Genomic DNA, 19,347 nt, shown 5'->3' with positions numbered 1-19,347 from the left:
AATTGAGAAGGGATTGTTGAGGTTAAACCAGCCCTTGTTCCAGCATTGCATCCGCGACTTTACGGAATCCAGCGATATTGGCACCAAACGCTAAATTGCACGGCTGATGAAATTCTATGGCTGTTTCTGAACAGCGTTGATAGATATCTTTCATGATCTCCTGCAAGCGTTTATCCACCTCTGTAAAAGACCATTGAATCATACTGGCATTTTGAGCCATTTCAAGCTGACTAGTTGCCACGCCACCGGCATTGGCGGCTTTTGCAGGTCCATAATGCATGCCTGTAGCGATAATATGGGCTTGTGCGTCTGCAGTACAAGGCATATTGGCACCTTCGACAATACAGTTAATCCCATTTTCTGACAGTGCTTTGGCATCTGCTAAAGTCAGTTCATTTTGGGTTGCACAGGGAAAAGCGGCATCCGCTTTTATCCGCCAGACAGCATGGCCGTCCTTGGGGTATTGATCAATTGGGGTAAATTTGGCATCGGAATGTGATTCCAGATAGTCGATTAAACTACTGCGACGTTGCTCTTTCAATTCTCTAACAAGTATTAAATCGATACCTTTTTCATGGTAAAGCGTGCCGGTGCTATCAGAGCAACTAACTGGCAGAGCGCCTAATTGATACAATTTCTCAATGGTATGAATTGCGACATTACCTGCGCCGGAGACCAGACATCTCTTACCGTCCAGGCTGTCATCGTGAGCTTGCAACATATTTTCGGTGAAATAGACAAGACCATATCCAGTGGCTTCTGAACGAACCAACGAGCCACCCCAATTAAGTCCTTTGCCCGTTAACACGCCTTCAAAATTGCCATTCAGACGTTTGTATTGACCAAACATATAACCGATTTCACGTTTTCCCACACCGATATCACCAGCAGGAACGTCGACGGTAGCGCCGATATGACGATGTAATTCAGTCATAAATGCCTGGCAAAATCTCATGATTTCCTGTTCAGAGCGGTTTTTAGGATCAAAGTCTGAACCACCTTTACCTCCGCCCAGTGATAAACCGGTTAATGCATTTTTGAAGATCTGCTCAAAGCCCAGAAATTTTATGGTGCTGGCATTGACCGAAGGATGAAAGCGAATGCCACCTTTGTAAGGGCCAAGTGTTGAACTGAACTGAACGCGGTAGCCCTTGTTGACATGCACTTTACCTTCATCGTCATGCCAGACAACTCGGAACATGATCTGACGCTCGGGTTCAACCATACGTTCAATAATATTTTGTTGCAGATATTGTGGATGTTTATCGATTAACGGGCGGAGAGATTGCAGAATCTCTTCTGTAGCTTGATAAAATTCTGGTTGACCCGGACTGCTTCGTTGCAGCTTTTTCATCGTCGTCTCAATATAAGACATTCATCACTCACTTGGTTAGGTTTACAGGTTTATTTCAGGTCAAACAATTTAACAGAAATGCAGCCGTTTATCAGACTTGAAGACGTGTAAATCGTTCATTGCAGTTGATTTGACTAAACTTGGCTTTGTTTTTAAATAGTATTTACCTTACGTAAATATCGATCAAAATATAACTTGGCAGCACTATGATTATATTGGTGGGAGATACAGTAGGGTGTCATAGCCGAATTTTAGGCAAAAAAAAGGCCGTGTATAAACACGACCATTTAATTTATGGAGCCGGAGATAGGATTTGAACCTACGACCCACTGATTACAAATCAGTTGCTCTACCAACTGAGCTACACCGGCAACAAGAGGCGCATTATACAAACAGTGTGGGTGGCGTGCAAGCCTGAATCAACTGTTAAAACATAATGCTGAATCGTTTATTTACAAACATTCACATGAGGGTAATAGACGATTACAAAAAGTGGGGTGAATGATGGGGCTCGAACCCACGACAACCGGAATCACAATCCGGGACTCTACCAACTGAGCTACATTCACCACAGAAATCTATTCAAAAGCCACTCAAATTAATTGGGTGACTTTCAGGAAGTCGACAATTGTACTGCCTTTATTTTTCTGGTCAAGGGAAATTCAGTTCCTAAGCTAGATCAAGGTCAATTTTCTTTTCATCCAAATCAACACGTACGACTTTGACACGTATTGAATCACCTAAACGATAAGATTTACGCGTTCTTTCACCCATCAAGCGGTGACCACTGGCATCAAATTGATAATAATCGTTTTTCAGTGAAGTGACATGGACTAAACCTTCTATATAGATGTCACTGAGTTCAACAAATAAGCCAAATCCAGTCACACCACTGATGACACCTTCATGAACTTCACCCACACGATCACGCATATATTCACACTTAAGCCAGTCAGCCACATCACGTGTCGCTTCATCCGCCCGACGGCTGGCCATTGAGCAATGTTCGCCCAGTTGCACCATGGCTTCTTCTGAATAACGCCAAGTGGCCTTTTTCTGTTTGGTAATGGCATGCTTGATAGCACGGTGCACTAATAAATCCGGGTAACGGCGAATCGGTGAGGTGAAATGCGCATAGGCTTCCAGACCCAAACCAAAATGGCCGACATTATCCGGAGAATAAACAGCTTGTTTCATGCTGCGAAGCATCACGGTTTGTAATAAATGCCCATCGGGACGTTTGCTAACGGTTTTTAATAATGAGGCGTAATGAGCTGGTTCAGGAGCATCACCACCACCTAAAAATAAACCAAGTTCGCCTAAAAACTCGCGAAGTGCTGTGAGTTTTTCGACCGATGGCACTTCATGTACACGATATAAAGCCGGCAGTTTACTGGAGATCAGGTATTGAGCTGACGCAACATTGGCGGCGATCATAAATTCTTCAATCAACCGATGAGCATCATTACGGGTGCGTGGTTCGATGGAAGAAATCTTTCTGTTTTCATCAAACAGAAATTGCGTTTCAGTCATTTCAAAGTCAATAGCGCCGCGTTTTTCACGTGCTTTGAGCATGACATGGAATAACTCATACATGGTTTCCAGACCTGGAAGTACATGAGCGAATTGTTCACGTAAAGCAGTATCGTTATCTTGCAGGATGCTGGCGACTTGTTCGTAAATCAGCCGCGCTTTTGAATTCATTACTGCTTGGTGAAATTTATAGGACTCGATTTCACCATCTTGATTGATGATCATTTCGCAGACCATGCACAAACGATCTACTTGTGGATTTAATGAACATAAGCCATTGGATAATGCTTCAGGCAACATCGGTATAACCTGGCTTGGGAAATATACCGAGGTGGCACGTTCCTGAGCATCTTTATCAAGATCATCGTCAGGTTTGACGTAATAAGAGACGTCAGCAATTGCCACCCATAACCGCCAGTTACCGGAATCCAGCTTTTCGGCATATACCGCATCATCAAAATCACGCGCATCAGAGCCATCAATCGTAACTAACGGCAGCTCACGTAAATCCAGTCGGTCTTTGATGGCTTCCTGTGGAATGTTCTCACCAAAGCTTTCTGCCTGGGCGAGTGCTTTAGGTGACCAGACATGTGGTAATTCAAAACTGCGCAAGGCGATGTCGATTTCCATACCTGGCGCCATATGGTCACCTAAAACGGCGACAATTTTGCCAAGAGGGGAGCGATGTTTATTAGGATGTTCAGTAATTTCTGCTTCAACGATCTGGCCGTCTTTCGCATCCATTAATTCATGAGCAGGAATCATAATATCCTGGCTGATGCGACGATTATGCGGTATCAAATAATAAAGGCTAGCATCGGCTTGCAAGCGTCCAACGACGGTCTGATTAGCACGTTGCACGACTTCAACAATCGCACCTTCTTTACGACCCCGACGATCGGTGCCACTGATTCGGGCTAACGCACGGTCTCCATGCAACACCACACGCATTTCACGTTCGCTAAGAAATAAATCTTCGCCGCCTTCATCAGGAATTAAAAAGCCAAAGCCTTCGGGATGCCCCATTACACGGCCACTGACCAAATTCATTTTGGAGACGATGCCATAAGCGTTTTTGCGATTACGCAAAATTTGCCCATCGCGCTCCATTGCTCTTAAACGTCGGCGTAGCGCTTCGGTTTGATCTTCACCTTTAATATCTAGAAGTTTGGAAAGATGTTTACGGGAGAGTGGAGCATTGTGTTCTTTGAGGAGCTCGAGAATGAATTCACGACTAGGGATTGGATTGTCGTATTTCTCGGCTTCACGACCCTCAAAAGGGTCCGTTATGTTTTGTTCAGTCATTGACAGTTTTTATCTCGATCTATATGATGCGCGTCTTCTTGCCCAGGTGGCGGAATTGGTAGACGCGCTAGCTTCAGGTGCTAGTGTACGTATGTACGTGGGAGTTCGAGTCTCCCCCTGGGCACCATTCCGAATTTTTCTCTTTTGTCACCCGACCATTTTAACTGCTTTGGTCGTTTCAGGTGAATCTTTCTCGTTTTGCATTCCCTCAATTTGATTATTAACGCTATTGAACCTATTTTAAGGTTACGATATTGTGCAACTTAAACCGCTAAGGTACGTGTCAATTGTTCCCAGCGGATTATCAGCCTTTGCACAGTGAGAACGGACATGGCAACCTTTATAGATTCGATTGACGAACGTACCAAATTAGCCGGCACAAATCACCTTGAAGTATTGCTGTTCAGCATGGGGACCAATGATGATACTGGTCGAAATGAACTGTTCGGCATTAATGTTTTCAAAGTTCGAGAAGTACTGAATGTTCCCGAAATCACCAGTGCACCAGAAATGCCCGATGGTATAGAAGGGTTTGTGAGTTTACGCGGCGATATGGTTCCGATAATTAATTTACAAAAATTTTGTAAATTAAAATCTCAGGAAACCCCTAAAATCCTGATGATTACCGAGTATAACACCCATGTTCAGGGGTTTCTGGTTACTTCAGTTGATACCATCCAACGATTAAGCTGGCAGCAAGTTAAAGAACCACCTCCATTAATTTCCAAACGTTTAGGCGGTTTAGTTACTGCGGTTGCCGAGTTACAGGATAATCGGCTGGTGATGATTATGGATGTTGAAAAAGTTCTCGCCGATACCGGTGACTTTTATGATGAAAATGCGTTTGAGGGTATCGAAAAAATTGAGAACGGCAAAAAGTACAAAGTACTGTATGCCGATGATTCAAATGTTGCTCGTAAGCAAATCACTCAGACTCTGGATAAGTTGGGGGTCAGCCATACTGGTGTCATTAATGGAGCACTTGCCTGGAAAGCGCTGGATAAACTGGCGACACAATGTGAGCAGGAAAAACGTGATATCACCACAGAAATTCAAGTGGTGTTAACCGATGTTGAAATGCCTGAAATGGACGGTTACGTGTTGACCCAGAAAATTAAGGCTGATCCTCGTATGGCGCATTTACCGGTGATTATGCATTCATCACTCACTGCTGTGGCAAATCAGGCGATGGGCCGAGGTGTGGGTTCAGATGCTTATGTATCAAAATTTCAGCCACGTGAACTCGCCGCCACAATTCGTGGTTTTATTGAAAACCATCATTAATTGGCTTCTGCCGTATTGATCTGAGTGGCAATTGATCAGCCCGATCAACGATGATCGTCCACCCGTTCTGTTAAAGGCAAAACAATTATGCAACATCGTCATAGCAGTATACGAATTGTCGACAATCTTGCTGAAATCACCCGACACCATGATCGGCAGGTGTTGGAAAAAAGCCTGTTAAAAACCTTAAATGAATTATTTCCGGCGCAGTCGCTGCGACTGTTTCGAGTGCGCCGCCATGATCTGGTGCATGACATCAGCCTGCTGGCCTTTTGTGTGAATGATGTTATTTCGTCTTCTGATCAGCACCCTAAACTGAATTTTGAAACGGCTGATGAATTGACTGCAGCACTTACCAAAGCCATCGATAAAGAAGATATTGTTTCTTATCGCCAATCTGGAAATGACGGATGGAATGTCATTTATCCTGCTTTTGATTCACATGGCGAAATATTTGCGAGTTTGGTGCATCACTGTCACGAGTTGCCTTCTGTCAATGATCAACGACTAGTGCATGGAATTCTGAGAGTTTATGCCAACTACCTGGCGTTAATTGACAAATCTCAACGTGACAAATTAACTGGTTTATACAATCGTGAAACGCTTGATGAGCAGATAACCAAAATTCTGGTGAATCAAAGTAGTGAACTTAATAAACTTATGGCTTCCCCAAATGATTCGCGTCGTCGTCGCTATGCCATTAAACATTGGTTGGGGGTAGTGGATATTGATAAATTTAAAGTCATTAATGATACCTATGGTCATTTATATGGTGATGAAGTAATTATTCTGGTTGCCCGATTGATGACTTCAGGCGTGATTCGCGATGATGATCTGATTTATCGTTTTGGTGGCGAAGAGTTTGTGGTGTTGCTTAAAGCGGCAAATGAAGTGGATGCCATGCAGGCATTTGAACGAATTCGTAAAGTGGTGGCAAATCATAGTTTCCCTCAACTTGGTCAGGTGACGGTGAGTGTTGGTTTTGTCGAAGTCTCAGCCCAACTCTCACCAACCGACGTAATTGGTCAGGCCGATGAGGCTTTGTATGCCGCGAAAAATGAAGGTCGTAATCAAGTACAAAATTATCATCATCTAGTTGCTGCAGGGAAGGTGATGGAGCCTAAAAAAATGGTGAGTTCTAATGTTGAATTATTTTGAATTAAACCCAGGAAAAAAATGAGTTTCCGTAATTTGTTATTAGCTGACAAAATCATTATCGAATTGGATAAAGCCTTAACCACTTTGGCGGGCACACCGCTTTCCAGTGGCAGAGACAATCCTGCGAAGGGTATAGAAGAAAACGTGTTGAATGATAATGAGCGACGCCAATCAATTGCCTTGATGCGCGTCAATCATTCCGGTGAAGTTTCCGCGCAGGCTTTATACCAAGGTCAGGCTTTGACGGCGCAATTGACTGATATACGTGATGCGATGCAACAGGCGGCAGCTGAAGAAAACGATCATTTATTGTGGTGTGAACAACGACTGCAACAACTTGAAGGTCGCACCAGTTTACTCAATCCACTTTGGTATGCCGGATCGTTTGTGATCGGGGCTGTCGCCGGTAAAATTGGTGATAAATGGAGTCTGGGATTTGTTGCTGAAACCGAAAAACAGGTGATTGAGCATCTTGATGAGCATTTGGGCAAAGTCAGTGAAAATGATTTGCGAAGCCGCTCAATACTAGCGCAAATGCGTGAAGATGAACGCCATCATCAGGATACTGCTTTAGCTGCTGGCGGGGCTGAATTACCCTGGTTGGTGCGAAAAATAATGCAGCCGATGTCGAAAGTGATGACGCGAAGCAGCTACTGGTTGTAACTGGATTTCAATAAATAGTGGTAAATTTCACCGAAATATTGAAACGCTCCGGTTGTTCTTCTATAGGTTGAACTCTCACAACCTTCGCCTCTGCGACAAAGTCAGCAAGTTCTGGGTTATGACTTTTTATACTAATTTGTAAAATTTCGCCTTCAGTAACAATGTCATCTGATATCAAACTCAAGCCACTTGCGCTTAAATCAAGTCCTTCTGCATGAAAGGTTTCCGCAGGATCCTGGCGTTCGATCTTCACCGGACCATTTACCCGCATGCGGAAAAAATTACGTTTCTCTTCATAATCCTGATTTGTCATAAGCTTTATCCCATTTATTGAAGCAGTTGCCTATCAGATGTGCCTAGCCTAAGCTAAGTTCTGTTCATTCGTCCAGAGATATCCATGCCAGTCACACAACTTAATGCTTCACAACTTTACCACGGCTGCAATCCGGCCGATTTGCCATTCAAAACAACCGCAACCATTGAACCTCTAACGGGCTTGATTGGTCAGGAGCGGGCTCGCGAAGCCATTGAGTTTGCAGCCAATATTCAGGCCGAGGGTTATAACCTGTATGTGATGGGTGAAGCCGGTATGGGGAAAAAATCGTTGGTAGGGGAGTTTCTCACCAAATATTGTGCTGGTCGTCCGGATGCCAAAGACTGGGCCTATTTGCATAATTTTGATATTCCCCAGCAGCCAAAAGCGTTGTCATTGCCTGCGGGGGATGGTGCGCAACTAAAGCTTGATATCGAGCGTGTCATCAAAGAGCTTCAACAACAATTACCTTACGCATTTGACGATGAATATTACCGTGGACGACTACGCGCAATTGAAGAAGCCAGTCGGCAACATCGGGTGAGGTTGTTTGCTGCGTTACAGGCTGAAGCAGATAAACAAGGTGTGGTGTTACTGCGGATGGAAGATGGCGCGTATGCCTTTGCCGCCCAACACGAAGGTGAGCCTTTATCTGGAGAGGCTTTTGAAGATCTACCTTATGCCAAAAAAATGGAAACGGAAGAGGCCATTGCCAAACTGCAAGTTGATATGCAGGAAACGTTGATTGAAATCCACGAATGGGAACATGACACCGTTAATAAAATTACTGCATTAAATGATCAGGTGGCTTTGGAGGTTATTACGCGCCAGATAGATTTTTTACGTCACGCATATCCAAAATCCCAGCTGTTGCAGAATTATTTTGATGATATGCAGTTTGATATTCAACGCAATATCGACATGTTCTTAAAAAACGATGAACGTCAGGAAGATGTGAACATTGATAATTGCCTGAAGCGCTATCAGATCAACTTGATTGTCGACAATGCTGACCTGCATGGCGCGCCAGTGGTGTATCTCAATCAACCGAATCATCAAAACTTGTTGGGTTGTGTGGAAAACATGGCGATGATGGGAGCGTTAGTCACCGATTTTACCTTGATCAAAGCGGGAGCTTTGCATCGCGCCAATGGTGGTTTTTTAATTGTTGATGCCGAAAAATTATTGGAGCAACCTTTTGCCTGGGAAGGTTTAAAAGCCGCGTTAAAATCATCGGAAATTCCACTGGAAAACCTAGAGCGTACATACAGTTTAGTTGCTACTGTCTCACTGGAACCCGAGCCGATTCCGCTTTCGACCAAAGTAATCCTGCTTGGCAATCGAGATCTTTATTATCAGCTTTACGAATGGGACCCTGAATTTGCAGGATTATTCAAAGTTCTGGCTGATTTGGAAGACGAATTACCTCGTACTGCTGAAACACATATGCAAATGGCTAAACTTATTGCCTCAACTGCAATGAATGAGCATTTGCCTGCATTGCAGCAAGGTGCGGTCGCCTTAATGATTGAGTACGCAGCAAGATCGATTAATGACGGTCAGCAGTTATCTTTACATATAGGCGATATGACGGATCTGTTGCGTGAGTCAGCCTATTGGACGCGAAAATATCAACAAGCAGAGATAACGGCTGATGCTGTGAATCACGCATGGCAACAACGTCTCCAAAGAGTGGATAGGGTACGCACCGTGGTCTATCAACAAATCCAGCGGCAAATTATTCAGCTCGATGTGAGCGGCAAACGCGTTGGTCAGGTAAATGGCTTATCAGTTTTAAGTATCGGTGGTTTTCATTTTGGTGAACCAACGCGTATCACAGCCAGTTGTCGTTATGGTGATGATGCCATTATTGATATCGAACGTGAGGTGGAATTAGGCGGTAACCTGCATGCCAAAGGGGTGATGATTCTGGCCGCCTATCTAGGTTCGTTTTATGCTGCTGACAAACCTTTATCAATGGCTGCCAGTATTGTGTTTGAACAAAACTATGGTGAAATTGATGGTGATAGTGCCACGGTGGCAGAGTTGTGTGCTTTATTGTCCGCCATCGCCAAAATTCCGTTGAAACAATCCATGGCGATTACCGGTTCAATGAATCAATTCGGTCAAGTGCAGGCTATCGGTGGTGTTAATGAAAAGATTGAAGGTTTTTATGATGTCTGCACACTGGTCGGCATGACTGGGACGCAAGGAGTAATAATTCCGCGCAGTAATATGCAGCATCTGATGCTAAAACCGGAAGTCCGGCAATCGGTTGAAAATGGGCTATTTCATATTTATGCCATTGATGATATTGCAGATGCTATTACTATACTGACTGATCATGAAGTTGGTGTAGCGGATGAAGATGGTAACTACCCAGAAAAAACTTTTAATGCGGCAGTAGCAGCCAGACTTGCGAATTGGGCTGAGCTCAATAAACATGACAAAGACACCAGTCACGAGGCGAGTGATTAGACTTCAGTAATCAATAAACCAGCCGTTAACATCAATAAGCAGAGACTCATTGATAGGTATGTCATCCATGAATAAACAGTTTGTTATTAAATTAGGAAGTATGGCGTTTGCATTAATGGCAGTTCCGGTACAGGCATTGACCCCTGTGCCGGTTCCCACCGAACCCATTTACTACGAACCACCTATTGTTGAAATAACGGATGAAATTCGTAAACATAGCTGTGTAGAGATTGATGGAGCGATTAATCAATTGCACCCATACCGATACAGTTACAAACCGGATTTTTATGCCGATGGCAGTAATAAACTGGCGACTACCCTAATTGCTTTCGATACTATTCCGATTGTTAAAGGTTGGTTAGGATTAGCCTATTTGAGCTATTCTTCATTGGTGGATGAAAAAGAAGCAAGGCGTACACAGCAGATAGAACAGAAAATTGCCATGTTACAGCGGGTGAAGGCGGAAAAGCATTGCTTTGAATAAAAGTTAGTTTCATGTTTTCTTCGCATGCTTTTACTTGTAGTCGTCTTCACTTCTGGGGTAGTATCAAATTGTAAAACTACCCAGAGAGGTAAACACAATGAGTAGCACAATCGATATTAAAACAAAGTGGTACGAGAGCAATCACGCAGCGATAGACAGTATTAAAGCTAAGTTGCAATCCGCAAACGCAGTGAGAGATAAAATGAAAAAACTGCCTTGGTACAAAGCGGCTCAGAATCCTGTTCAGCATTCTGAACGTCCGTGGTATGAAGCCAATCTGGTGAAGCATCTTGATACCAAGAAAAAATGGTATGAAGCTAACTTACGCAGTGCTGTCGAAGCAGTGCGCGCAAACCGTCATTGGTATGAAGCGAATTTGGATAACACACCAACTGAAACCCATTGGTATGAGTATGCTGATTCACAATATAGTGATTTGAAAAAACGCTTCCAACAAGCTAATTTGGCTAAATTCCGCGAGCAACATAGCAAGTGGTATGAAGCCAATCTGGATCAAACGCCAACCGATAAACATTGGTATGAGTTCAGTGATGAACAAATGGCCAGTGATAGAAAATGGTATGAGGCGAATCTGCAAGCGGCGCGCGAAAGCCATAAAAAATGGTATGAAGCGAATCTGCATCCCGATCCACATGCAGATATCAAACAGAAATGGTATGAAGCTAATATCAGTCTGGTAAGAACACAACAGATTAAACGTGACTGGTTTGCTTATAACACCAAAGTAGCACGTGAAAATTCGAAATGGTATGAAGCTAATCAGCGTCCTGCCCAGCAACGCGATACTCACTGGTTTGAAGCCAATATGGTGGATCACCTAGATACCAAGAAAAAATGGTACGAAGCCAATCTTCGCAGTGCTCTCGAAACAGTTCGGGCGAATCGGCAGCATTGGTATGAAGCGAATCTGAATAACACACCAACTGAAACTCATTGGTACGAGTTTGCTGATTCACAATATAGCGATCTGAAAAAAACGCTTCCAACAAGCTAATCTGGCTAAATTCCGTGAGCAACATAGCAAGTGGTATGAAGCTAATCTGGATCAAACGCCAACCGATAAACATTGGTATGAGTTCAGTGATGAACAAATGGCCAGTGATAGAAAATGGTATGAGGCGAATCTGCAAGCGGCGCGCGAAAGCCATAAAAAATGGTATGAAGCGAATCTGCATCCCGATCCGCATGCAGATATCAAACAGAAATGGTATGAAGCCAATATCAGTCTGGCGCGTACCCAAAAAATCAAACGTGATTGGTTTGAAAATAATATGCGTTTAGCACGTGAAACGCAGAAAAAAACAGACAAATAATACGTTTTAAATGAAGTTATTAAAGCAGCTGGTGCCATCACCAGCTGCTTTTTTTTGGGAGTTATGTGATGCACATTACCTGTTTCACAGTTGGTGCATTTCAGGTCAATACATATTTGATCCAAGATGAAGCAACCGGTGCCAGTGCAATTGTTGATACCGGAGAAACGGATGAGTTAGTCAAAAAATTACTGGCCATCCGACCTGTACCAGAAATCCAGATGATATTGTTAACTCACGGGCATCTTGACCATGCGGGTGGATTAATTGCTCTGCAGTCAAAGTTTAATGTGCCAACATATTTACCTCGTAAAGAGATCCCGTTATTTGAAACTCTACCAGTTCAAGGTGATTGGTTTGGGCAACCGGCATTTAATCGACAATGCGGACGTATTGATCATCTTGTGGATGATGGTGATGAGATTCAGCTAGGTAAGACAACACTCAAGTTTATTTCCACTCCAGGACATACTCCCGGGCAGGGTTGTTATTATGATGAGCAGGATATTTTTGTGGGTGATACGTTATTTTCAGGCAGTGTTGGCCGAACTGACCTGCCCATGGGTAATCCGGCTATAATGCAGCAAAGCTTACAACGCTTAGTGCAATTGCCAGGACATTTGCGTGTGCATAGCGGACATGGACCAGTCACTACGATTGAGCATGAGAAACAACATAACCCTTATTTAAAGTTTTTGAGACAAGCATAAAAGATGGCTAATACAGATAGATTAATTGAAGGTTTTAGACGTTTCAAAAAGCATTATTTTGGACAGGATAGTCGTCTCTACGCCAGCATGAAAACTGGCCAGCCCGCCAAAACGTTAATGGTCGGCTGCTGTGATTCACGAGTTGATCCGGCTATTTTGACGGATTGTGATCCTGGTGATCTGTTTACAGTCAGAAACGTCGCCAACCTCGTGCCACCTTGTGAGAATGATGGTTTGCACCATGGCACTAGTTCAGCACTTGAGTTTGCAGTGAATAATCTTCAGGTTGAAAACATTATTGTCATGGGGCACGCAAACTGCGGTGGAATAAGGGCGCTCTGGGAAGACGATGGTCAGCAAAACTCCAAGTTCATTCATCAATGGGTATCAATAGCGCAGCCAGCAAAAGATTGGGTTAAACAGCATCATCATGGAGATGAACCTGCTCAATTGAAAGCATGTGAGCAAAGGGCCGTATTAGTTTCGTTAGATAATCTGATGAGCTTTGAGTGTGTAAAGGAACGTGTTGAAGATGGCCGTTTGACCTTACACGGCTGGTACTTTGATTTAGCGGCGGGGGAGTTGCTTTGCTTTAACTCCCAAACCGGTCAATTTGAACCGGTTCAGGAATCAACTAGTTAAACGATTATTGAATATCCGGGATTTGGCCTGCGGGTTGTTGTCCACCCATAGGCTCTCTTGATGTCTCTGGAAGTGCTTCTTTTTGCTGTACAAGAGCAGGATCAGTTTCGTCAATTGTCTCAACTTTTTCTTCGCCCAAACCGATAAGGTTCAAAATACTGTTGAAAAAACCAGTTTTCTGTTCGGTAAGTGGTACGACGACATTTGTATCGGTACGTTGCTCTTCAGTCAATTGAATGCTTTCAACAATACGTGTGTTGCCATCAACATAGTCCAGCGTTTCTTCATCATCAAAATATAAAGTGATGCGACGTTGTTCGCGTGGGCCGCTTCCAGGCTGGAAACTGTAGAGGTAATCCCAGCGATTTGGATGGAATACATCAATTAGCATCGGTGTTCCCATTACAAAGGAGACCTGACTTTTGGTCATACCAGGCTCCAGTTTGCTGAGCATTTCCTGAGTAACCTGGTTACCTTGCTGAATATCTATTCGATAAACACCAGGTATTTTATCTTTGCTACAGGCGCTAAGCGTGAGAATAACCAAGGAAAGGCTATAAATAAGCAGGCTTTTCATTTAGTATTTGTTTCTGTATTGATGACGAAAGTGCGATGATACGCTATTCGTACGTATTCTACGAGGCAACAATAATAATGGAAAGACAAGATTTAAGAAAAGCGGGATTGAAAATTACTCTGCCACGTTTAAAGGTGTTAGAGATCCTTGAACATTCCAAACAACGCCATCTCAGTGCTGAAGATGTTTACAAAGCTTTGCTGGAAATGGGTGAAGAAATCGGCTTGGCAACGGTATATCGTGTGCTGACACAATTTGAAGGCGCCGGTCTGGTATCACGTCTGAATATCGATGGCGGTCATGCTGTATTCGAATTGGAAGATGGCGAACATCATGATCATTTATTTTGCGTGAAATGTAATCGCATTATTGAATTCTATGATGAAGTGATTGAAGAGCGTCAAAAAGCTATTGCCAAAGCAAATGGTTTTGAAATGACCGATCACAGCTTGTACATTTACGGCATATGCAACCGCGAAGAGTGCAAGAAAGATAAATAATCAACTTTGGCCCTGATCCAGCATCTCTTCAGCATGTGAACGAGTTTTCTGGGTCAGGTTCATCCCGCCCAACATCCGGGCAATTTCTTCAATTCGTTGTTCACGATTAAGTTCGCTGATTTCGGTGTGGGTTTTATGCTCACCCAAAATTTTAGTAACTTGCAATTGTTGATGCGCTTGTGCAGCAACTTGCGGTAAATGCGTTATACAAATCACTTGTTGAGTTGATGCCAGTAATTTGAGGTGTTGTCCGACGATTTCGCTACGCCACCCCCAATTCCCACATCAACTTCATCAAAAATCAACGTAGGTACACTGCGTTTTCCTGCTGTAACAACTTGAATGGCCAAACTTATCCGAGCCAACTCACCACCCGAAGCTATTTTTGCCAGTTCACCTGCTGGCTGACCGGGATTAGTGCTGACTAATAGTTGAATATGATCTGCACCATGTTCGGTGAATTTGCCTTCCTCAAAAGGTCTTATAACAAATTCAATGCGACCTGCAGGTATGGCCAGTTGTTGTATAGATTGGGTTATAGTTTCCGCTAACGGTTTTGCGTGTTGCTGTCTATTTGCACGGATTTCGGCGCAAAGCTCCAGACAACGCTTTTCTTGAATCTTAAGCTGCTGTGCCAGCTCAGTTTGATTTTGCTGGGACTTGGTAAGGCTGTTTAATTCATCGCACAAAGCTTGATAGTGGGCTGGTAATGTTTCAATTTCGACATGATGTTTACGAGCCAGATCATGTAAAACTGATAATTGTGCTTCAACAGCCTCAAGTCGTGATGGATCCAGATCAGCACTGTCCAGATAGTGACGTAGCGATGTTGCTGTTTCATCCAGATTGATTGCGGCACTATTAAGCGTTTCAATGACCTCAGCAAACCGAGGCTCATACTGCTGTAATTTTTCCAGCTCAGTTAGAGCCGCGCCGATAAGATCGTAAGCAGCACCCTGATCCTGATCAAATAAACGATGCAAGGTTGACTCAGTGGTATGAAGCAACTGCGCGGCATGTGCTAACTGTTGTTGTTCCTGTAACAGTTGTTCAATACCGCTTTCGCTGAGAGATAAGGGCTCCAGTTCACTTATCTGATAATTCAATAATTCCTGGCGAGCTAATTGCTGCTCTGATTGTTGGCGTATAGCTGCGAGCTGTTGTTGGGTCTGCTGCCACTCGGTATAGGCGCTTTTCAAGGCTTTAAGCAGAGTTTTATTATTCGCTACGATATCCAGTAATTCGCGCTGTGTTTCCGCGCGCAGCAGGGATTGGTGTTCATGTTGGCCATGAATATCAATGCTTAACTCACTGATATAACGTAATTGAGTTAATGGAACCAGACGTGCGTTTATATAAGCTTTGGAACGACCATCCCGACTGATAGTACGGCGCAAATGACATTGGTCATCATCATCAAGCTCTTGTTCTTTAAGCCATTGTTGTAATGGCAGATTATGGCTGATATCAAAACTAGCTTCTATTTCAGCACGTTCACTGCCGTGCCTAACCATGTTCGAATCAGCCCGATCACCTAGAACTAAACCCAAAGCATCGACCAGTATGGATTTACCGGCCCCGGTTTCGCCTGTCAGTGAGGTCATGCCGGATTTGAATGTTAGGGATAGATCTTCAACTACTGCCAATTGGCGGACGGTTAACGCTGTTAGCATGTCAGTTTTCGGCCCCATTCCAGTTTGGCACGCAAAATCGAGTAGTGATCATGATCTTCAAGGTGCAGTAAATCGATACGGTTCGCATGACGTTGAATACGGACACTATCGCCAGGTTCAAGAACATGGCCGGGTCGTCCATCACAAGTAACCATCGCCGTAGTAATATTATTTTCACTTAATGTGATGTCAATAATGCTACTGGCAGCAATCACTAAAGGGCGATTGCTCAAGGTATGTGGACAAACTGATGCTAACACTACCGCGTCCAAATCTACATCAAGAATCGGACCTCCCGCTGACATGGCATAGGCTGTTGAGCCAGTGGGTGTAGCAACCACTAATCCATCAGCACGTTGACTGTTTAAAAAACGACCATTGATATGAGTTTCAAATTCGATCATATGCCTGCTTTGATGTGAATGTATTACCACATCATTCATCGCAATGCAGATAGGATTTTCAGCATTATTCAGGTGGGCTTGAAGCAGAAAACGATTGTCGTGCCGATATTGACCGTCAAGAATTCGGCCTAGCTGAGTTTGCAGTTTATTCAGTGTGACATCGGCCAAAAATCCCAATCGACCAACATTTACGCCAACGACCGGTAGATCAAAACCAGCCAAGGCCCGTGAGGCTGAAAGCATTGTGCCATCGCCACCAATTGCTATAGTCAGATCGCACTCTGATGGAAACTCGGCAATCGAAATAACTTCCAAATTAGGTAAAAAACTCATCGGTTCGTTGCAAAATACTTTTAACTCTCTGGATAACAGGAATTCATTTATTTGAATTACAGCAGTTTCCAAGACAGGATCGTCTTTGCGAATAAACAGGCCGATACGTTTAAAAGTGTTATTCATCGTCGAATTTGCAATTGAGTGTTATTAAAAAATAGTCCGCTGATGGTAATGGTTTTGTCATCAAATCCAAAGCAAAATTGGCCGCTTAATAAAAACTCGGTGAACGCTACTATCACAGAGCCCTATAGATGCTAGAATATGTCGATTTAATCCAATCAATCAATGAGGATACACATGGCGACTGAACGTACTCTGTCAATTATTAAACCAGACGCGGTAGCAAAAAATGTTATTGGTGAAATTTATTCACGTTTTGAGAAAGCTGGTCTTTCTGTTGTTGCTGCCCGTATGGTGCATCTCACACAACAGCAAGCAGAAGGCTTTTATGCCGAACATAAAGCCCGTCCGTTTTTTGGCGATTTGGTAAGTTTCATGACTTCTGGTCCTGTCATGATTCAGGTCCTGGAAGGCGATAATGCTGTTATCACACATCGCGATTTAATGGGCGCAACAAATCCTGCTGATGCAGCACCTGGGACTATTCGTGCTGATTTTGCGCAAAGCATTGATGAAAACGCCGTTCATGGTTCAGATTCAGCTGAAAGTGCCGCTCGTGAAATCGCGTATTTCTTTACTGAAGATCAATTGTGCGCCCGCACTCGCTAATCGTTAAATAATGGCAAACACATTGACCAATCTGCTTGGTCTGGACCTGAAAGGTCTGGAAGGGTTTTTCGTCGAGATCGGTGAGAAACCCTTTCGTGCGCGCCAGCTTTTACAGTGGATCCATCAGTATCGCGTTACTGATTTTGAAGAGATGAGTAATTTGAGCAAATCTCTGCGCGAAAAACTGAGCCAAATTGCCGAAATACGTGTACCCGAATTGCTGCAAGAACACATATCCACAGATGGTACCCGTAAATGGATCATCAAAATGGATGGTGATAACGCCATTGAAACGGTATTCATTCCTGAAAATGGTCGAGGCACTTTATGTGTGTCTTCTCAGGTGGGGTGCGCCCTGACTTGTACTTTTTGCTCTACTGGTCAGCAGGGCTTTAATCGTAATCTGAGCGCAGCAGAAATTATTGCTCAACTGTGGATTGCCAATGAAGCCTTAGGCAAAGATCCGAAAGGCAATCGTATGGTGACTAACGTTGTAATGATGGGCATGGGGGAACCGCTGACTAATTACAATAATGTGATTACTGCGATGAACCTGATGCGAGATGATTTGGCCTATGGTATTTCCTGGCGGCGCTTAACATTGAGTACCTCTGGTGTGGTACCGATGATTGATCGTTTAAAAGAAGATTGTCATGTCAGTCTGGCTATTTCATTACACGCTGCAAATGATAAATTACGCAGCGAGATTATTCCGTTAAACGATAAATATCCGATTGCCGAATTACTGGCGGCGTGCAAACGTTATGTGACTGGTGAACAATTGCGTCGTCATATCACAGTCGAGTATGTGATGTTGGCAGGCATCAATGATTCAGAGCAGGATGCTAGGGATTTGATTCGAATTCTCAAAGGCATCCCCAATAAAATTAACCTGATTCCGTTTAATCCGTTTCCAGGTACCGATTATTTGTGTTCATCACGCAATGTGATCAACCGTTTCAAAGAACAACTCATTGCTGCTGGTCTGGTAGCTACTGTACGAAAAACCCGCGGTGATGATATCGTAGCAGCCTGTGGTCAATTAGCAGGCGAGGTACAGGATAAAACTCGTCGTACTCAGAAACTAGTCGAGCGGGAGGTTGTTTTCGTCCGATGAAATCATCTTTGCAAATAGGTTTTCTGGCGACATCTATTATGCTGCTAACGGCATGTGGTACAACAGGACCACGTGAACATATAGCACCGGATCCAAAAGCTGCAGAATTAAATATGCAGTTGGGCATAAGTTATCTGCAACGTGGTGATTATGAAATTGCCATGGAGAAGCTTGATAAAGCATTAAAACAAAATCCGAATTTACCCAGTGCTCATAATACGATGGCTTTGCTATATCAGCGTTTGGGTGAAAATCAGAAGGCTGAAAAACATTTTAAAGAAGCCGTTAATCGTGCTCCACAATATTCAGAAGCACAGAATAACTATGGTGTTTTTCTGTGTCAGCAAGGTAAATATGAGGAAGCCGAAAAACGCTTTCTAAAGGCGGTTGAAAATCCGCTGTATCAAAGTGCTGCAATGGCCTATGAAAACGCTGGGCTATGCACTCGAGAAATTCCGGATATGATTAAGTCTGAATCTTACTTCAGACGAGCTTTACAGATTAACCCTAATTTAAGTAAATCCTTGATGGGCATGGCTGATCTGAGCTATGAACAGATGAATTACATGCAGGCAAGAGCGTATATACAACGTTTTAACAGTGTGTCTCCCTGGACACCACAGGCTTTACTCACAGCCATAAAAACTGAGCAAAAACTGGGTAACGAAGACGCTGTATCCAGTTACAAATTAATTATGCGAGCCCGGTTTCCGGATTCCGACGAAATGCGTATGGTCAATGAAGGTATCTAAC

General features: G+C 43.6%; 20 protein-coding genes and 3 tRNA genes. 14 read left to right on the top strand and 9 right to left on the bottom strand.

Annotated elements, in window-relative coordinates:
* Positions 1-22: 22 nt before the first annotated feature.
* From gdhA to rnr, 4 genes are all read right to left on the bottom strand, one after another.
* Positions 23-1,375, bottom strand: a complete 1,353-nt coding sequence (gdhA, locus tag A9E74_RS05335) for an NADP-specific glutamate dehydrogenase (protein ID WP_069295616.1) — start codon at positions 1,373-1,375, stop codon at positions 23-25.
* A 274-nt stretch (positions 1,376-1,649) separates the two neighbouring features.
* A tRNA-Thr gene (locus tag A9E74_RS05330) sits at positions 1,650-1,725 on the bottom strand.
* Positions 1,726-1,847: 122 nt separating this feature from the next.
* Positions 1,848-1,923 (bottom strand) — tRNA-His (locus A9E74_RS05325).
* Between the two features lie 100 nt (positions 1,924-2,023).
* The gene (rnr, locus tag A9E74_RS05320; RefSeq protein WP_069295615.1) at positions 2,024-4,192 is read right to left on the bottom strand and encodes a ribonuclease R; all 2,169 of its coding nucleotides are present in this window, start codon (positions 4,190-4,192) and stop codon (positions 2,024-2,026) included.
* Between the two features lie 40 nt (positions 4,193-4,232).
* Here rnr and A9E74_RS05315 point away from each other — a divergent pair.
* The 4 genes from A9E74_RS05315 to coq7 all read left to right on the top strand — a co-directional run bounded on the left by A9E74_RS05315 (position 4,233) and on the right by coq7 (position 7,297).
* A tRNA-Leu gene (locus A9E74_RS05315) sits at positions 4,233-4,319 on the top strand.
* Between the two features lie 203 nt (positions 4,320-4,522).
* The gene (locus A9E74_RS05310; protein ID WP_069295614.1) at positions 4,523-5,476 is read left to right on the top strand and encodes a chemotaxis protein; all 954 of its coding nucleotides are present in this window, start codon (positions 4,523-4,525) and stop codon (positions 5,474-5,476) included.
* A gap of 87 nt (positions 5,477-5,563) precedes the next feature.
* Entirely contained in the window at positions 5,564-6,634 is a 1,071-nt protein-coding gene (locus A9E74_RS05305; protein ID WP_069295613.1) for a GGDEF domain-containing protein, read from the top strand.
* A gap of 18 nt (positions 6,635-6,652) precedes the next feature.
* On the top strand, positions 6,653-7,297 hold the full coding sequence (gene coq7, locus A9E74_RS05300) for a 2-polyprenyl-3-methyl-6-methoxy-1,4-benzoquinone monooxygenase (protein WP_069295612.1): 645 nt from the start codon (positions 6,653-6,655) through the stop codon (positions 7,295-7,297).
* A gap of 7 nt (positions 7,298-7,304) precedes the next feature.
* Here the strand turns inward: coq7 and A9E74_RS05295 are convergent, their stop codons facing one another.
* Positions 7,305-7,610, bottom strand: a complete 306-nt coding sequence (locus tag A9E74_RS05295; RefSeq protein WP_069295611.1) for a PilZ domain-containing protein — start codon at positions 7,608-7,610, stop codon at positions 7,305-7,307.
* Between the two features lie 84 nt (positions 7,611-7,694).
* On the opposite strand from A9E74_RS05295, the gene A9E74_RS05290 reads away from it, so the two are divergent.
* The 6 genes from A9E74_RS05290 to A9E74_RS05270 all read left to right on the top strand — a co-directional run bounded on the left by A9E74_RS05290 (position 7,695) and on the right by A9E74_RS05270 (position 13,258).
* Positions 7,695-10,088, top strand: a complete 2,394-nt coding sequence (locus tag A9E74_RS05290; protein ID WP_069295610.1) for a Lon protease family protein — start codon at positions 7,695-7,697, stop codon at positions 10,086-10,088.
* A 67-nt stretch (positions 10,089-10,155) separates the two neighbouring features.
* A complete protein-coding gene (locus A9E74_RS05285; protein ID WP_084002941.1) occupies positions 10,156-10,572 on the top strand; it encodes a hypothetical protein in 417 nt (138 codons plus the stop codon).
* 97 nt (positions 10,573-10,669) lie between these two features.
* A complete protein-coding gene (locus tag A9E74_RS05280) occupies positions 10,670-11,587 on the top strand; it encodes a hypothetical protein (RefSeq protein ID WP_245652061.1) in 918 nt (305 codons plus the stop codon).
* A 97-nt stretch (positions 11,588-11,684) separates the two neighbouring features.
* On the top strand, positions 11,685-11,906 hold the full coding sequence (locus A9E74_RS14665; protein ID WP_245652060.1) for a hypothetical protein: 222 nt from the start codon (positions 11,685-11,687) through the stop codon (positions 11,904-11,906).
* A gap of 68 nt (positions 11,907-11,974) precedes the next feature.
* Positions 11,975-12,616 (top strand): MBL fold metallo-hydrolase, encoded by a 642-nt coding sequence (locus tag A9E74_RS05275; protein ID WP_069295609.1) that lies wholly within the window; start codon positions 11,975-11,977, stop codon positions 12,614-12,616.
* A gap of 3 nt (positions 12,617-12,619) precedes the next feature.
* Positions 12,620-13,258: a carbonic anhydrase gene (locus A9E74_RS05270; protein WP_069295608.1), complete on the top strand. Its 639-nt coding sequence runs from the start codon at positions 12,620-12,622 to the stop codon at positions 13,256-13,258.
* Between the two features lie 4 nt (positions 13,259-13,262).
* On the opposite strand, the gene A9E74_RS05265 is transcribed toward A9E74_RS05270, so the two are convergent.
* Positions 13,263-13,835, bottom strand: a complete 573-nt coding sequence (locus tag A9E74_RS05265; protein ID WP_069295607.1) for an outer membrane protein assembly factor BamE — start codon at positions 13,833-13,835, stop codon at positions 13,263-13,265.
* A 77-nt stretch (positions 13,836-13,912) separates the two neighbouring features.
* Here A9E74_RS05265 and fur point away from each other — a divergent pair, with 77 nt between their 5' ends.
* The gene (gene fur / locus A9E74_RS05260; protein ID WP_168800222.1) at positions 13,913-14,335 is read left to right on the top strand and encodes a ferric iron uptake transcriptional regulator; all 423 of its coding nucleotides are present in this window, start codon (positions 13,913-13,915) and stop codon (positions 14,333-14,335) included.
* Here the strand turns inward: fur and A9E74_RS14660 are convergent, their stop codons facing one another.
* Genes A9E74_RS14660 through A9E74_RS05250 form a run of 3 tightly spaced genes read right to left on the bottom strand, consistent with a single transcriptional unit; the run spans position 14,336 to position 16,871 of the window.
* Positions 14,336-14,551: a hypothetical protein gene (locus A9E74_RS14660; protein ID WP_245652059.1), complete on the bottom strand. Its 216-nt coding sequence runs from the start codon at positions 14,549-14,551 to the stop codon at positions 14,336-14,338.
* Positions 14,548-16,008 carry a DNA repair protein RecN gene (recN, locus tag A9E74_RS05255; protein ID WP_245652058.1) on the bottom strand — a complete coding sequence of 487 codons (1,461 nt, stop codon included), beginning with the start codon at positions 16,006-16,008 and terminating at the stop codon, positions 14,548-14,550. The genes A9E74_RS14660 and recN overlap by 4 nt, the downstream gene beginning before the upstream one ends.
* Positions 16,002-16,871 (bottom strand): NAD(+) kinase, encoded by an 870-nt coding sequence (locus A9E74_RS05250; RefSeq protein WP_069295606.1) that lies wholly within the window; start codon positions 16,869-16,871, stop codon positions 16,002-16,004. Before A9E74_RS05250 ends, recN begins: the two co-directional genes overlap by 7 nt.
* 174 nt (positions 16,872-17,045) lie before the next feature.
* On the opposite strand from A9E74_RS05250, the gene ndk reads away from it, so the two are divergent.
* The 3 genes from ndk to pilW are packed head-to-tail and all read left to right on the top strand — an operon-like array spanning position 17,046 to position 19,346.
* The gene (ndk, locus tag A9E74_RS05245; protein ID WP_069295605.1) at positions 17,046-17,477 is read left to right on the top strand and encodes a nucleoside-diphosphate kinase; all 432 of its coding nucleotides are present in this window, start codon (positions 17,046-17,048) and stop codon (positions 17,475-17,477) included.
* 10 nt (positions 17,478-17,487) lie between these two features.
* Positions 17,488-18,594, top strand: coding sequence for a dual-specificity RNA methyltransferase RlmN (gene rlmN / locus A9E74_RS05240; protein ID WP_069295604.1), 1,107 nt, complete (start codon positions 17,488-17,490; stop codon positions 18,592-18,594).
* Complete coding sequence (gene pilW / locus A9E74_RS05235; RefSeq protein WP_069295603.1) at positions 18,591-19,346, top strand: type IV pilus biogenesis/stability protein PilW; 756 nt, start codon at positions 18,591-18,593, stop codon at positions 19,344-19,346. The genes rlmN and pilW overlap by 4 nt, the downstream gene beginning before the upstream one ends.
* Position 19,347: the final 1 nt, after the last annotated feature.

Origin of the sequence: Methylophaga muralis (assembly GCF_001720165.1) — a bacterium.
In the GTDB taxonomy this organism is placed as follows: Bacteria; Pseudomonadota; Gammaproteobacteria; order Nitrosococcales; family Methylophagaceae; genus Methylophaga; species Methylophaga muralis.
The sequence above is the reverse complement of the archived record's forward strand: the minus strand, read 5'-3'. Positions and strand labels throughout refer to the sequence as shown.